The 14031-nt window shown below is 69.0% G+C and carries 15 protein-coding genes; 4 read left to right on the top strand and 11 right to left on the bottom strand.

Annotation, left to right across the window (positions count from 1 at the left end; translation table 11 throughout):
- The first annotated feature begins 74 nt into the window (after positions 1–74).
- Complete coding sequence (locus tag ACWDX7_RS11740) at positions 75–647, top strand: cob(I)yrinic acid a,c-diamide adenosyltransferase (RefSeq protein ID WP_451491273.1); 573 nt, start codon at positions 75–77, stop codon at positions 645–647.
- 1 nt (position 648) lies between these two features.
- On the opposite strand, the gene ACWDX7_RS11735 is transcribed toward ACWDX7_RS11740, so the two are convergent.
- Entirely contained in the window at positions 649–1227 is a 579-nt protein-coding gene (locus ACWDX7_RS11735; protein WP_451491274.1) for a hypothetical protein, read from the bottom strand.
- A gap of 162 nt (positions 1228–1389) precedes the next feature.
- On the opposite strand from ACWDX7_RS11735, the gene ACWDX7_RS11730 reads away from it, so the two are divergent.
- From ACWDX7_RS11730 to ACWDX7_RS11720, 3 genes are all read left to right on the top strand, one after another.
- A complete protein-coding gene (locus ACWDX7_RS11730; protein WP_451491275.1) occupies positions 1390–2574 on the top strand; it encodes a sensor histidine kinase in 1185 nt (394 codons plus the stop codon).
- Positions 2571–3224: a response regulator gene (locus tag ACWDX7_RS11725; RefSeq protein WP_451491276.1), complete on the top strand. Its 654-nt coding sequence runs from the start codon at positions 2571–2573 to the stop codon at positions 3222–3224. The genes ACWDX7_RS11730 and ACWDX7_RS11725 overlap by 4 nt, the downstream gene beginning before the upstream one ends.
- Before the next feature lie 215 nt (positions 3225–3439).
- Positions 3440–5344, top strand: coding sequence for a glycosyl hydrolase family 18 protein (locus ACWDX7_RS11720; RefSeq protein ID WP_451491325.1), 1905 nt, complete (start codon positions 3440–3442; stop codon positions 5342–5344).
- Between the two features lie 107 nt (positions 5345–5451).
- Here ACWDX7_RS11720 and ACWDX7_RS11715 read toward each other — a convergent pair whose 3' ends face one another.
- From ACWDX7_RS11715 to ACWDX7_RS11670, 10 genes are all read right to left on the bottom strand, one after another.
- Positions 5452–5898, bottom strand: coding sequence for a DUF2550 domain-containing protein (locus tag ACWDX7_RS11715; RefSeq protein WP_451491277.1), 447 nt, complete (start codon positions 5896–5898; stop codon positions 5452–5454).
- A 125-nt stretch (positions 5899–6023) separates the two neighbouring features.
- On the bottom strand, positions 6024–6398 hold the full coding sequence (locus ACWDX7_RS11710; protein ID WP_451491278.1) for a F0F1 ATP synthase subunit epsilon: 375 nt from the start codon (positions 6396–6398) through the stop codon (positions 6024–6026).
- A gap of 128 nt (positions 6399–6526) precedes the next feature.
- A complete protein-coding gene (gene atpD, locus ACWDX7_RS11705; protein WP_451491279.1) occupies positions 6527–7969 on the bottom strand; it encodes a F0F1 ATP synthase subunit beta in 1443 nt (480 codons plus the stop codon).
- On the bottom strand, positions 7969–8898 hold the full coding sequence (locus tag ACWDX7_RS11700; protein WP_451491280.1) for a F0F1 ATP synthase subunit gamma: 930 nt from the start codon (positions 8896–8898) through the stop codon (positions 7969–7971). The genes atpD and ACWDX7_RS11700 overlap by 1 nt, the downstream gene beginning before the upstream one ends.
- A gap of 20 nt (positions 8899–8918) precedes the next feature.
- Complete coding sequence (gene atpA, locus ACWDX7_RS11695) at positions 8919–10514, bottom strand: F0F1 ATP synthase subunit alpha (protein ID WP_451491281.1); 1596 nt, start codon at positions 10512–10514, stop codon at positions 8919–8921.
- 135 nt (positions 10515–10649) lie between these two features.
- The gene (locus ACWDX7_RS11690; protein ID WP_451491282.1) at positions 10650–11465 is read right to left on the bottom strand and encodes a F0F1 ATP synthase subunit delta; all 816 of its coding nucleotides are present in this window, start codon (positions 11463–11465) and stop codon (positions 10650–10652) included.
- Positions 11462–12013 carry a F0F1 ATP synthase subunit B gene (locus ACWDX7_RS11685; RefSeq protein ID WP_451491283.1) on the bottom strand — a complete coding sequence of 184 codons (552 nt, stop codon included), beginning with the start codon at positions 12011–12013 and terminating at the stop codon, positions 11462–11464. The genes ACWDX7_RS11690 and ACWDX7_RS11685 overlap by 4 nt, the downstream gene beginning before the upstream one ends.
- Positions 12014–12053: 40 nt before the next feature.
- Positions 12054–12281 (bottom strand): ATP synthase F0 subunit C, encoded by a 228-nt coding sequence (atpE, locus tag ACWDX7_RS11680; protein ID WP_030386954.1) that lies wholly within the window; start codon positions 12279–12281, stop codon positions 12054–12056.
- A gap of 77 nt (positions 12282–12358) precedes the next feature.
- Complete coding sequence (gene atpB / locus ACWDX7_RS11675; RefSeq protein WP_451491326.1) at positions 12359–13168, bottom strand: F0F1 ATP synthase subunit A; 810 nt, start codon at positions 13166–13168, stop codon at positions 12359–12361.
- A gap of 241 nt (positions 13169–13409) precedes the next feature.
- Entirely contained in the window at positions 13410–13847 is a 438-nt protein-coding gene (locus tag ACWDX7_RS11670) for a hypothetical protein (protein ID WP_451491284.1), read from the bottom strand.
- Between the last annotated feature and the right edge of the window lie 184 nt (positions 13848–14031).

The raw sequence follows: 14031 nt of genomic DNA, 5'->3' as shown, positions 1-14031 counted from the left end.
GACATCACACCGGGACGGCCCAGCAGTGCGGCGCAGGCCCGCAGTTGGTCGTCGGTCCGCTCTACGCTGGCCTCATGGTGAACCTCACGCGCATCTACACCCGCACCGGCGACAAGGGCACGACCGCCCTCGGCGACATGAGCCGTACGCGCAAGACCGACCTGCGGATCTCCGCGTACGCCGACGCCAACGAGGCCAACGCGGCCATCGGGACGGCGATCGCGCTGGGTGCGCTCGCGCCGGAGGTGGTGAAGGTCCTGGTCCGCGTACAGAACGACCTGTTCGACGTGGGCGCGGACCTCTGCACGCCGGTCGTCGAGAACCCCGAATACCCGCCGCTTCGCGTGGAGCAGTTCTACATCGACAAGCTGGAGGCGGACTGCGACGCCTTCAACGAGGAGCTGGAGAAGCTGCGCAGCTTCATCCTCCCGGGCGGCACCCCCGGCGCGGCCCTCCTGCACCAGGCGTGCACCGTGGTCCGGCGCGCCGAGCGCTCCACGTGGGCGGCGCTGGAGGTCCACGGCGAGGTGATGAACCCGCTGACGGCGACCTACCTCAACCGTCTCTCCGACCTCCTGTTCATCCTGGCCCGTACGGCCAACAAGGAGATCGGGGACGTGCTGTGGGTACCGGGCGGCGAGCGCTAGGTCACTGACTTGCGTCGGTCCTGACGGGGGCGGGCTGTTCCGCCACGCCCGCCGGGGCCTTCTTCGGCCAGAGCGTGTACGCCACGGCGACGAGGGCGTGGATGCCGGCCACCCGCAGGGCGGTGTGCTGCCACGCCTCCAGGGAGCTGACGTCGCCCGCCGGGCCGACGTACCAGATCGCGGCCTGGAGCAGTCCGAGGGCGACGGCGGCGGCGATCGCCGTACGCACCCACAGCTTCCACTCGTGGACGGCCCGCGCCTTGCCGAAGCCGGCGCCGGGCGGCTTCGGCCCCCCGGCCAGGCGGTGTGCGGCGTGCCGGTCGAGCCATGTGACCGTGTAATGGCCGTAGGCGACGGTGTACCCGATGTAGAGCGCGGCCAGGCCGTGCTTCCAGTCCGGTGCGGCGCCGTTCTTGAGGTCGAGCGTGGTGACGACGAGCAGGACCAGCTCCAGCAGCGGCTCGCACAGCAGGACCGCCGCGCCCAGCCGGGGTTTCCTCGCCAGGTAGCGCAGGGCCAGGCCCGCTGCCAGCAGCACCCAGAAGCCGACCTCACAGGCGATGATCAGCGCGACGATCACGGGATTCTCCGTTCCCCTCGGTGGTGCGGTCCCCTTCAGCTTCCCGCCCCGCCTGGCCCGTTTCGTCGTCTCCGATGACGAAAGGCGGCTGCACCCTTCGATGTAGTGCGACTCCGTCCCGGTGCCGAGGCCCGCGGCCATGCCACCGTGTTGGATGGGACCGTGGCCACGAAGAACCTCCGCCCCCACCGCGACGACGTCCTCCTCGCCGTGGTCAGCGTGCTCGCGGGCCTGGCACTTTGGGCGCTCGGCGTCCGCAGCACCGGCCACCGGACCTTCCTGCCCGACTGGGCGGCACTGGTCCCCCTCGTGGTCCTGGGGTCGATGGAGCTGCTGCGCCGCTCGGCTCCCGACGTGACCCTGCCCGTGGGCACCGCGGGCATCGTCGCCGACCAGTTCACGGTGGGCAGCATCGCCACCGTCCTGATCTTCACCGACCTGATGTACGCGGCCGTCGTGTACGGCAAACCGGCCATGGCCCGGCGGCTCCCGGTATCCACCGGCCTGATCACCGTGGCCGTCACCATCGCCTCGGTGGCGTGGCTGCGCACCCCGCAGGCGCTGCTCATCGGCGTGCTCACCGGCATCGTCAGCTTCGGCCCCGCCCTGACCGGTGCCACCCTGCGCAACCACCGCGAAGCCGCCGTGGCCGCCCGGCTGCGTGCCGAGCAGACCGCGCTGCTGGCCGAGATGGACCGTACGCAGGCCGTCGCCGCCGAACGGGCCCGGATGGCCCGGGAGCTGCACGACATGGTGGCCAACCACCTCTCCGCCATCGCCATCCATTCCACCGCGGCGCTGTCCATCGGCACGGCGCAGAGCAGCCGCGACGCGCTCGGGGTGATCCGGGAGAACAGCGTCCAGGGGCTGGCGGAGATGCGCCGGCTGATCGGGCTGCTGCGGGACGCGGGGGCGGGGCAGGAGGCGGTCGCGATGCCCTCCCTGGACGGCCTGGACGCCCTGCTCGAACAGGCGCGTACGAACGGCGCGGCGAGCGGACTCGACTTCGTCCTGCACGACGGGCGGCCACCCGGGGAGGCGGTGCCGGCCCCCGTGGAGCTGGCGGCGTACCGGATCGTCCAGGAGTCGCTGACCAACGCCCTCAAGCACGCCGTCCCGGGCACCGTCACGGTCCGCGTGGCCCGCGCCGACGGCCTGCTGGAGGTGGCGGTGGACTCCCCGTACGGGGAGCGGCCGGGCCCGCGCGCGCCCGGTTCCGGGGCCGGGCTGATCGGCATGCGGGAGCGGGCCGAGCTGCTGGGCGGGGAGTTCAGGGCGGGCCGGGCCGGCTCGCTGTGGGAGGTGCGGGCGACGCTGCCCGCCGACGAGGGAGCGGTGAGGGCATGACCATCCGGGTAGTGGTGGCGGAGGACCAGAGCGCGGTCCGGGCCGGGCTGGTGCTCATCCTGGGCAGCGCGGGTGACATCGAGGTGGCGGGCGAGGCGGCGGACGGGGAGGAGGCGGTGCGCCTGGCGCGGGATCTTCGGCCGGATCTGGTCCTCATGGACGTGCAGATGCCGAAGCTGGACGGGGTCTCTGCGACCCGCCAGGTGGTCTCGGAGGGACTGGCCGATGTCCTCGTGCTGACCACCTTCGACCTGGACGAGTACGTGTTCGGCGCCCTGCGGGCGGGCGCGGCGGGCTTCCTGCTGAAGAACGCGGACGCGGCGGACCTGATCGAGGCGGTACGGACCGTCGCGCGCGGGGAGGGGTTGATCGACCCGGCGGTGACCAGGCGGCTGATCGCCGAGTTCGCGGCGCCGCGTGCCGAGCGGCCCTGCGTACCCGCGGAGACGGCCGGCGCGGTGGCCTCCCTCACCCGGCGGGAGCGGGAGGTGCTGGACGCGCTGGGCGAGGGATTGTCGAACGCGGAGATCGCCGCGCGGCTGGAGATGGCGGAGGCGACGGTGAAGACGCATGTCAGCCGGCTGCTCGGCAAACTCGGCCTGCGCAGCCGGGCCCAGGCGGCCGTCCTGGCCCGGGAGCTCGCGCTGTAGCCGGTCCCGGGCGACACGGCCGGGTCAGGCGCCTCGGCGGCTCCGGGCCGGGGCGGGCCCGCCCTCGGCGGCGGCCGGGCGAAGGCTCCTGCCGGGCCCCACCGCAACCGGTCTGGACCTCTTGACGGTTGGTCCAGACCTTTCTACGCTCACCGCAACACTGTGGTGAGCGTGCCATGACAAGCGTGCTCACGGGCGGCGCAGGTCCCACCCCCATGTCGCGGACGGCCCCACCGCCGCGGCGGACCTACGGAGGAGCACCCTTGAGCACAGCATCCCCACCCCGAACCCGGCGTACCCGGTTCTTCACGCGACTGGCGGCGATCGTGGCCGCCGTCGCCGTGCCCGTCAGCGGGCTCGTCGCACTGGCCGGCCCCGCCCAGGCCGCAGCCTCCGCGACCGCGACGTACACCAAGGTCTCCGACTGGGGCTCCGGCTTCGAGGGCAAGTGGACGGTGAAGAACACCGGCACCACCGCCCTCAGCGGCTGGACCGTGGAGTGGGACTACCCGTCCGGCACCCAGGTGACCTCGGCCTGGGACGCCACCGTCACCGGTTCGGGCACCCACTGGACGGCCAAGAACGTCGCCTGGAACGGCACCCTCTCCCCCGGCGCCAGCGTCAGCTTCGGCTTCAACGGCTCCGGCCCCGGCGCCCCGGCCGGCTGCAAGGTCAACGGCGCGCCCTGCGACGGCGGCGGCCAGCCCGGCGACAACCCGCCCTCCGCCCCGGGCACCCCCACCGCGAGCAAGGTCACCGAGACCTCGCTGACGCTCAGCTGGCCGGCGGCCACCGACGACAAGGGCGTCAAGAACTACGACGTCCACCGCGGCGGCGCCAGGATCGCGACGGTCACCGGCACCGGCTACAACGACACCGGCCTGACCAAGGGCACCTCGTACAGCTACACCGTCACCGCCCGGGACACCGCCGACCAGACCGGTCCGTCCTCCGGCGCCCTGTCGGTGACCACCCCGGGCGGCACCATCCCGCCCCCGGACCCGGGTGGCAAGGTCAAGCTGGGCTACTTCACCGAGTGGGGCGTCTACGGCCGCAACTACCACGTGAAGAACCTGGTCACCTCGGGCTCCGCCGCGAAGATCACCCACATCAACTACGCCTTCGGCAACGTCCAGGGCGGCAAGTGCACCATCGGTGACGCCTACGCCGACTACGACAAGGCCTACACCGCCGACCAGAGCGTCGACGGGGTCGCCGACACCTGGGACCAGCCGCTGCGCGGAAACTTCAACCAGCTGCGCAAGCTGAAGAAGCAGTACCCGGGCATCAAGGTGCTGTGGTCCTTCGGCGGCTGGACCTGGTCCGGTGGCTTCGGCCAGGCCGCGGCGAATCCGGCCGCCTTCGCCCAGTCCTGCTACGACCTGGTCGAGGACCCGCGCTGGGCCGACGTCTTCGACGGCATCGACCTGGACTGGGAGTACCCGAACGCCTGCGGGCTGACCTGCGACACCAGCGGTCCGGCGGCTCTGAAGAACATGATGCAGGCCATGCGCGCCAAGTTCGGCACCGGCAACCTGGTCACCGCCGCCATCTCCGCCGACGGCTCCAACGGCGGCAAGCTCGACGCGGCCGACTACGCGGGCGCGGCCCAGTACGTCGACTTCTACAACGTCATGACGTACGACTTCTTCGGCGCGTGGGAGGCCAAGGGCCCGACGGCCCCGCACTCCCCCCTGACCTCCTACGCGGGCATCCCGCAGGCGGGCTTCACCTCCGAGGCGGCGATCACCAAGCTCAAGGGCAAGGGCATCCCCGGCTCCAAGCTCAACCTCGGCATCGGCTTCTACGGCCGCGGCTGGACCGGAGTCACCCAGGCCGCCCCCGGCGGCACGGCCACCGGGCCCGCCCAGGGCACGTACGAGCAGGGCATCGAGGACTACAAGGTCCTCAAGGGCAGCTGCCCGGCCACCGGCACCGTCGCCGGCACCGCCTATGCCAAGTGCGGCACGAACTGGTGGAGCTACGACACCCCCGCGACCATCGCCGGAAAGATGACCTGGGCCAAGCAGCAGGGCCTCAAGGGAGCCTTCTTCTGGGAGTTCAGCGGCGACACCGCCAACGGTGAGCTCGCCCACGCGGTCCACACCGGGCTCCAGTGACGCCCACCCACTGAGACCGGTGACAGACGAAGCCGGGGAGACGGGTCCGCCCCCGTCTCCCCGGCTTCATCCCGTTCCGGTCCGTCCCGAAGTCCTCGGCAAGGAGGTCAGGCCACATTCACCCGCTGGCCGGGCGGCGCCGCCTCCAGCCAGGCGAGGAAGCCGGTCAGCGCGTCCTCGCTCATCGCCAGCTCCAGGCAGGTCCCGCGGTGGCGGGCACGCAGTACGACGGCGTCCGACAGCAGGGCCAGCTCCTCCTCGCCCTCGGGGGCGCGGCGGGCGAGCACCTCGATGGCGGACCGCTCCAGCAGCCGGCGCGGGCGCGGGGAGTACGAGAACACGCGGAACCACTCGATCCGGTCACCGCCGTAGCGGGAGACGCCGTACACCCAGCCCTTGCCGGAGGTGTCCGGCTCCTCCGGCACACCCCAGCGCACGCTGCAGTCGAAGGTCCCGCCGGACCGCTGGATCAGTCTCCGGCGCAGCCCGAAGACAAACAGGCCGATCACCACCAGGGCTACGACCAGGCCGCTCACAAGCAGAGCGAGGAGCATCTTCACCGACCTCCTCGCTCATCGAGTACCGCACGAAAAACGGACCTGCATCGCCTCAGCCGCGACCCGGTCTGGAAATTCCAGAACGAACCGCGGCTGAGGTTTCAAACTCGTGGGTACGGGGCCTAGCGCCCCGTCACCGCGCGCAGCCGGACATCGGCGCGAATCTCGGCGGCCCGGTCGGCCTCCGACTTCGCGCGCTCCAGTGCCCGCTCCGCCCGCTGGACGTCAATCTCGTCAGCGAGCTCGGCGATCTCGGCCAGCAAGGACAGCTTGTTGTCCGCGAACGAGATGAATCCGCCGTGCACCGCGGCGACGACGGTGTCGCCCCCGCTGGTGCGGATGGTCACCGGGCCCGATTCCAGCACACCGAGAAGCGGCTGGTGACCGGGCATGACGCCGATGTCGCCGGACGTGGTGCGGGCGACAACAAGGGTGGCCTCGCCGGACCAGACATTGCGGTCCGCCGCGACCAGCTCGACGTGCAGCTCAGCAGCCAAGGTGGCTCCTCGGGTCACCACCCGGCGGGTCAGCCGGGTGTTGGGTCAAATTCTAATGGGCGTGGGGAGAGGGACGGGACACACCCGCCCCTCTCCGTCAATCAGCTGTGCTCGCGAGGAGCGCGGCTTCAGGAGACGCCCAGCTCCTTGGCGTTGGCCTTGAGGTCCTCAATGCCACCGCACATGAAGAACGCCTGCTCGGGGAAGTGGTCGTAGTCACCGTCGCAGATCGCGTTGAACGCGGTGATCGACTCCTCCAGCGGAACGTCCGAACCGTCGACGCCGGTGAACTGCTTGGCGACGTGCGTGTTCTGCGACAGGAACCGCTCGACGCGACGGGCACGGTGGACAACGAGCTTGTCCTCCTCGCCCAGCTCGTCGATACCGAGGATCGCGATGATGTCCTGGAGGTCCTTGTACTTCTGCAGGATCCCCTTGACACGCATGGCGCAGGCGTAGTGGTCCGCCGCGATGTACCGCGGGTCGAGGATGCGGGACGTCGAGTCCAGCGGGTCCACGGCCGGGTAGATGCCCTTCTCGGAGATCGGACGGGAGAGAACCGTCGTCGCGTCGAGGTGGGCGAAGGTGGTGGCCGGCGCCGGGTCGGTCAGGTCGTCCGCGGGGACGTAGATCGCCTGCATCGAGGTGATCGAGTGACCGCGGGTCGACGTGATGCGCTCCTGGAGCAGACCCATCTCGTCGGCCAGGTTCGGCTGGTAACCCACCGCGGACGGCATACGGCCGAGCAGGGTGGACACCTCGGAACCGGCCTGGGTGTAACGGAAGATGTTGTCGATGAAGAAGAGCACGTCCTGCTTCTGCACATCGCGGAAGTACTCCGCCATGGTCAGACCGGCCAGCGCGACGCGCAGACGGGTGCCCGGGGGCTCGTCCATCTGGCCGAAGACGAGCGCCGTCTTGTCGATGACGCCGGAGTCGCCCATCTCCTCGATGAGGTCGTTGCCCTCACGGGTACGCTCACCGACGCCCGCGAACACCGACACACCGTCGTGGTTGTTGGCGACGCGGTAGATCATTTCCTGGATCAGAACGGTCTTGCCGACACCGGCACCACCGAACAGACCGATCTTTCCACCCTTGACGTACGGGGTGAGAAGGTCGATGACCTTGACGCCGGTCTCGAACATCTCGGTCTTCGACTCAAGCTCGTCGAAGCGCGGGGCCTTGCGGTGGATCGGCCAGCGCTCGGTCACCTCGGAGTTGGCCTCCGGGTAGTTGAGCACCTCGCCCAGGGTGTTGAACACCTTGCCCTTGGTGAAGTCACCGACGGGGACGGTGATGCCCTCGCCGGTGTCGATCACCGCGGCCTGGCGGACCAGGCCGTCGGTGGGCTGCATCGAAATGGTGCGGACCAGGCCCTCACCCAGGTGCTGGGCGACTTCCAGGGTCAGCGTCTTGAGCTTGCCGTCCTCGGCCGGGTCGGCGACCTGGACCTTGAGGGCGTTGTAGATCTCGGGCATCGCGTCGACGGGGAACTCCACGTCGACGACCGGGCCGATGACCCGGGCGACGCGGCCCGTGGCGGCGGCCGTCTCAACAGTGGTCGTCATTACTTGTCACTCCCCGCGGTCGCGTCGGCCATGGCGCTGGCGCCACCGACGATCTCGCTGATTTCCTGGGTGATTTCGGCCTGGCGGGCCGCGTTGGCAAGCCGGGAGAGGCTCTTGATGAGATCCCCGGCGTTGTCGGTCGCCGACTTCATCGCGCGGCGGCGGGCGGCGTGCTCGGAAGCGGCCGACTGCAGCAGTGCGTTGTAGATGCGGCTCTCGACGTAGCGCGGCAGAAGGGCGTCGAGGACGTCCTCCGCCGACGGCTCGAAGTCGAACAGCGGAAGGATCTCGCCCTTCGCACCGCTCTCCTCCGCAGCCCCAGCAGATGTCTCCGTGAGGCTGAGGGGCAGCATCCGGCCGTCCACCGCGTTCTGCGTCATCATCGACACGAATTCCGTGTAGACGATGTGCAGCTCGTCGACGCCGCCCTCGGCCGTGTCCGTCTGGATGGCCTCGATCAGGGGCGCCGCGACGCGCTTGGCGTCGGCGTAGGCCGGGCTGTCGGTGAAGCCCGTCCACGACTCCGCGACCTTGCGCTCGCGGAAGCCGTAGTAGGCGACACCCTTGCGGCCGACGATGTAGGCGTCGACCTCCTTGCCCTCAGCACGGAGCCGCTCGGAGAGCCGCTCCGCCTGCTTGATGGCGTTCGAGGAGTAGCCGCCGGCCAGACCGCGGTCGCTCGTGATGAGCAGGACCGCGGCACGGGTCGGCGTCTCGACCTCGGTGGTCAGGGCGTGCTTGGTGTTGGAGCCGGTCGCCACCGCGGTCACCGCACGGGTGAGCTCGGTCGCGTACGGCATCGATGCCGCCACCTTGCGCTGCGCCTTGACGATGCGCGAGGCGGCGATCATCTCCATCGCCTTGGTGATCTTCTTGGTCGCCGTGACGGCACGGATGCGACGCTTGTAGACCCGGAGCTGCGCTCCCATGAGTCAGGTCCCTTCCGTCGTCACTTGGAGACGTTGACGGCAGGCGCGTCCTCGCCCAGGAGCTTGCCGTCCGAGGTCTCGAACTGCTGCTTGAAGGCGGCGATGGCGTCCGCGATCGACGTCAAAGTGTCGTCCGACATCTTGCCGCCCTCGGCGATGGAGGTGAGGAGGTCCTTGCGCTCGCGGCGCAGGTGCTCCAGCAGCTCCGACTCGAAGCGACGGATGTCGGCGACCGGGACGTCGTCCATCTTGCCGGTGGTACCGGCCCAGACGGAGACGACCTGCTCCTCGACGGGCATCGGCTGGTACTGGCCCTGCTTGAGCAGCTCGACCATGCGCTTGCCGCGCTCCAGCGAGGCCTTCGACGCGGCGTCCAGGTCGGAACCGAAGGCGGCGAACGCCTCCAGCTCGCGGTACTGGGCGAGGTCCACGCGCAGACGGCCGGAAACCTGCTTCATGGCCTTGTGCTGGGCGGAGCCACCGACGCGGGAGACCGAGATACCGACGTTCAGCGCCGGGCGCTGGCCCGCGTTGAACAGGTCGGACTCCAGGAAGCACTGGCCGTCGGTGATGGAGATGACGTTGGTCGGGATGAACGCCGACACGTCGTTCGCCTTGGTCTCGACGATCGGCAGACCGGTCATCGAACCGGCGCCCATCTCGTCGGAGAGCTTGGCGCAGCGCTCCAGCAGACGCGAGTGCAGGTAGAAGACGTCACCCGGGTAGGCCTCACGGCCCGGCGGGCGGCGCAGCAGCAGCGACACGGCGCGGTAGGCGTCGGCCTGCTTCGACAGGTCGTCGAAGATGATCAGGACGTGCTTGCCGGCGTACATCCAGTGCTGGCCGATGGCGGAACCGGTGTACGGCGCCAGGTACTTGAAGCCGGCCGGGTCGGACGCCGGGGCGGCGACGATCGTCGTGTACTCCAGCGCGCCGGCCTCTTCCAGGGCGCCGCGAACGGACGCGATGGTCGAGCCCTTCTGGCCGATGGCGACGTAGATGCAGCGGACCTGCTTGTTCACGTCGCCGGAGCGCCAGTTGTCGCGCTGGTTGATGATCGTGTCGACGGCCAGAGCGGTCTTGCCCGTCTGACGGTCACCGATGATCAGCTGACGCTGGCCGCGGCCGATCGGCACCATCGCGTCGACGGCCTTGTAGCCGGTCTGCATGGGCTCGTGCACCGACTTGCGGACCATGACGCCCGGGGCCTGCAGTTCGAGGGCGCGGCGGCCCTCGGTCGCGATCTCGCCGAGGCCGTCGATCGGGTTGCCGAGCGGGTCGACAACACGGCCGAGGTAGCCCTCGCCGACACCTACGGAGAGAACCTCACCGGTGCGCTGCACCGGCTGGCCCTCCTCGATACCGCTGAACTCGCCGAGGACGATCGCACCGATCTCGCGCTCCTCAAGGTTGAGGGCGAGACCGAGGGTGCCGTCCTCGAACTTCAGCAGCTCGCTCGCCATGGCGGAGGGCAGGCCCTCCACCTTCGCGATGCCGTCGCCGGCAACGCTGACCGTTCCGACCTCCTCGCGCGAGGCCGCGTCCGGCTGGTACGACTGGACGAAGTTCTCCAGTGCGTCCCGGATCTCCTCCGGCCGGATCGTGAGCTCCGCCATCTGGGTTCCCTGCTCTCCTTGTTGGGCCTGAAGCTTCATAGGGGTCTGGGGGCGACCCCCAGGAATCTTCTGCAAGTTCTGCACGGCCCAACCGGGCCGCTAGGAATGCTTTGGTTCTGTTGGTGGTGTTGCTGGTCAGCCGGCCATGCGGCGGGACGCCTCGGCGAGGCGGTCCGCGATGGTGCCGTCGATGACCTCGTCGCCGACCCGCACCACGATCCCGCCGAGGACCGTGGGGTCCACGTCGAGGTTCAGGTGCATCTGGCGGCCGTAAAGCTTGGCCAGGACCGCGCCGAGACGCTGCCGCTGCACGTCGCTGAGCGGAACCGCGGTGGTCACGGTGGCGACCATGCGGTTGCGGCGCTCGGCGGCGAGCTTGGAAAGGGATTCGAGTCCCGCTTCCAGGCTACGTCCACGCGGCTGGGTCACGAGACGGATGACCAGGCGCTCCGTGACGGCGTTCGCCTTTCCGCCGAGCAGGCTGCGCAGCAGCTCGCTCTTGGCGGAGGAGGTGGCCGTACGGTCGGTCAGCGCGGCGCGCAGCTCCGTGCTGGAGGAGACGATCCGGCCGAACCGGAACACCTCGTCCTCGACGTTGTCCAGTGCGCCGCTCTGCTGGGCCGCCGTGAGGTCGGCGGTTGCCGCCAGCTCCTCCAGCGCGTCCACCAGGTCACGGGACTGCGACCAGCGCGACCGGACCATGCCGGACACCAGGTCGAGGGTCTCCCCGCCGACCTGGCCGCCGAGCAGCCGGGCGGCGAGCTCGGCCTTGGCCTCGCCGGGCTGCGCCGGGTCCGTGAGGACCCGACGCAGCGAGACCTCACGGTCGAGCAGCGCGGTGACGGCAGCCAGCTCACCGGCGAGCTTCGTCGCGTCGACGGACGTGTTGTCCGTCAGCGCGTCGAGACGCTCACGCGCGGAGGCCAGCGCCTCGCGGCTCGCTCCGTTCATCGGGCAGCCCCACTCGAAGCAGCCTTCTCCTCAAGCTCGCTGAGGAAACGGTCGATGGTGCGGCTCTGCCGGGCGTGGTCCTCAAGGGACTCGCCGACGAGCTTTCCGGCCAGGTCGGTGGCGAGCTTGCCCACGTCCTGACGCAGCGCCTGAGCGGCGGCCTTGCGGTCTGCCGCGATCTGGGCGTGGCCGGCAGCGATGATCTCCTCACGCTGCCGCTGGCCCTCTGCGCGCAGTTCTTCCTTGAGCGCGGTGCCCTGCTCCAGCGCCTCCTGGCGCAGGCGCGCGGCCTCGTGCCGGGCCTCGGCGAGCTGGGCCTTGTACTGCTCCAGCACGCTCTGAGCCTCGGTCTGAGCGGCTTCTGCCTTTTCGATACCGCCTTCGATGGCCTCGCGGCGCTCGTCCAGAACCTTGTTGATGTTCGGGAGGAGCTTCTTCGCGAGGAAACCGAGGACGATGACGAAGGCGATCAGACCGATGACGAGCTCGGGGATCGGCGGGACGAGGGGATTCTGAGGCTCCTCGGCCGCGAGAACCAGGAGGTTCACATCAGTGCCTTTCGTCGATACGGACTAGTCGTGGTGTTCGTCAGCTGTAGACGAACGGCATGACCAGACCGATGAGGGCGAGCGCCTCACAGAAGGCGAAGCCGAGGATCTGGTTGGCGCGGATCAGACCGGCAGCTTCGGGCTGACGGGCGAGCGCCTGGGTGCCGTTACCGAAGATGATGCCGACGCCGACGCCGGGGCCGATCGCCGCGAGGCCGTAGCCAACGGAGCTGAGGGAACCGGTGACGGCAGCAAGGGTCTGGGACATGCCAGTTCTTCCTTCTCTTTCACGGACCGGTGGGGGTTGGCCACCGGACGACTGGGGGATTGCTGGAGCGGGCTTGCTCAGTGGTGCTCGGCGAGCGCGCCCTGCAGGAAGCTGCAGGCCAGGAGCACGAAGACGTAAGCCTGAACAGCCTGGATGAAGAGCTCGAACGCGGTCATCACGATCACCATGACGAACGAGACACCGGCGTAGGCGATGCCGATCCCGTTCAGCAGGTACCAGCTGGCGATGGTGAACAGCAGCAGCAGGGTGTGACCGGCGAACATGTTCGCGAACAGTCGGACCGCGTGGGTGAAGGGGCGGACGATGACGTTCGAGAAGAACTCGATCACCATGACCATCGGCAGAACCGGGCCGAGGGTCTTGTCGTAGCCCGTGATGTTCTTGAAGCCGCCCACGAAGCCGTGGCGCTTGAAGGTCACCGACATCCACATCACGTAGACGACCAGGGCCAGGCCCGCCGGGTACGCGATGACGGCGGTCACCGGGAACTGGGCGAGCGGCACGATCGACCACAGGTTCATGATCCAGACGAAGAAGAACGTCGCGACCATGAAGGGGACGTACTTCTCGCCCTCCTTCTTGCCCAGCGTCTCGTAGACGATGCCGCGGCGCACGAAGTCGTAGCCGGCCTCGGCGATCATCTGCAGCTTGCCCGGGACGACCTTCGGCTTCCGGAACGCGGCCCAGAAGAAGCCGACGATGATGACCGAGCCCAGGAGGGCCAGCAGCATCGTCTTGTTGAAGTACAGGTTGCTGTCCGCGTCACCGAAGATCGGCTTGAACAGGAACGAGTACAGGGTCGGGCCCGGGAAGCCGCAGCCAGTGCCGTCTTCGAAATGACAGTTGATATCGAAGGCGAGCGTCATGTCAGCAGCACTCACCGCAGGGCTCCTTCAGCGTGGCGCATAGGTACGGCAACCTCGTTGTGTCGGCGCGGCGCACAGCCGCGGTTCGGCACTGGACTGGTGTAACGGATGGTGGGGCGGCTATCAGGCATCGAGCCTCGCGATGGAACAGGCGTCAGCTCAGATGCCCGCGCCCGCAGTGCCGCAGTTGGCACCGGACGATAGCAGGATCTCGAACGCCCACTTATCCCGGCCCTACCCTTCACGACTTCGGCCCTGGATTACCGGGCTTGTCGCCCTTCATCGAGTCCGGTTCGACGTAAAGAATCTTGGCCTTCATGTGAGCACGAGTCTGCGCGCCGATCCACACGAGGGTGGTGGCCACAAGCGTGATCGCGAACGCCTTGGGATGGAACAGGGTGGTGTTCTTGAAGACGGCGACAAAGACGAAGAGCAGCAGGATCTGGGTCGTGTAGAGCATGAGACCCATGGCCTGGAAGAGATGCGGGAGAGATTTCGCCGTGCGCTGCAGAACGACGAATCCGATGCCCATGAAGAGAATCACCACCAGGGTCGCGACGACGGCACCGATCGCACCCTTGCCGCCGACGACCAACGCACTGACCACAGCGGCGACAGCGCCGGCGGCAGCGGTGGGTACGGCGGCTTGCAGGAGGGATCGGACGTCATCTGACCGCATGGCGGTTTGCTCCGCGTGGTGGTGGGGGCACGGGACTCGTACGGGACGAGCGTAAAGCCCGGTCCGAGTGGGATCCTCGGGCCGATGGACCGTCGCACTACGGTCCTTCGGCTCTGTCGCCGGGTTTAGTGAACGGTATCACAAACTATTTGATGAGAGCTTTACCTGCCGGATGTGCTGACTG

It is taken from the genome of Streptomyces sp. NPDC003034 (genome assembly GCF_053591375.1).
Note: the sequence above shows the minus strand (reverse complement) of the source record. Positions and strands in the feature narration are given on the sequence as shown.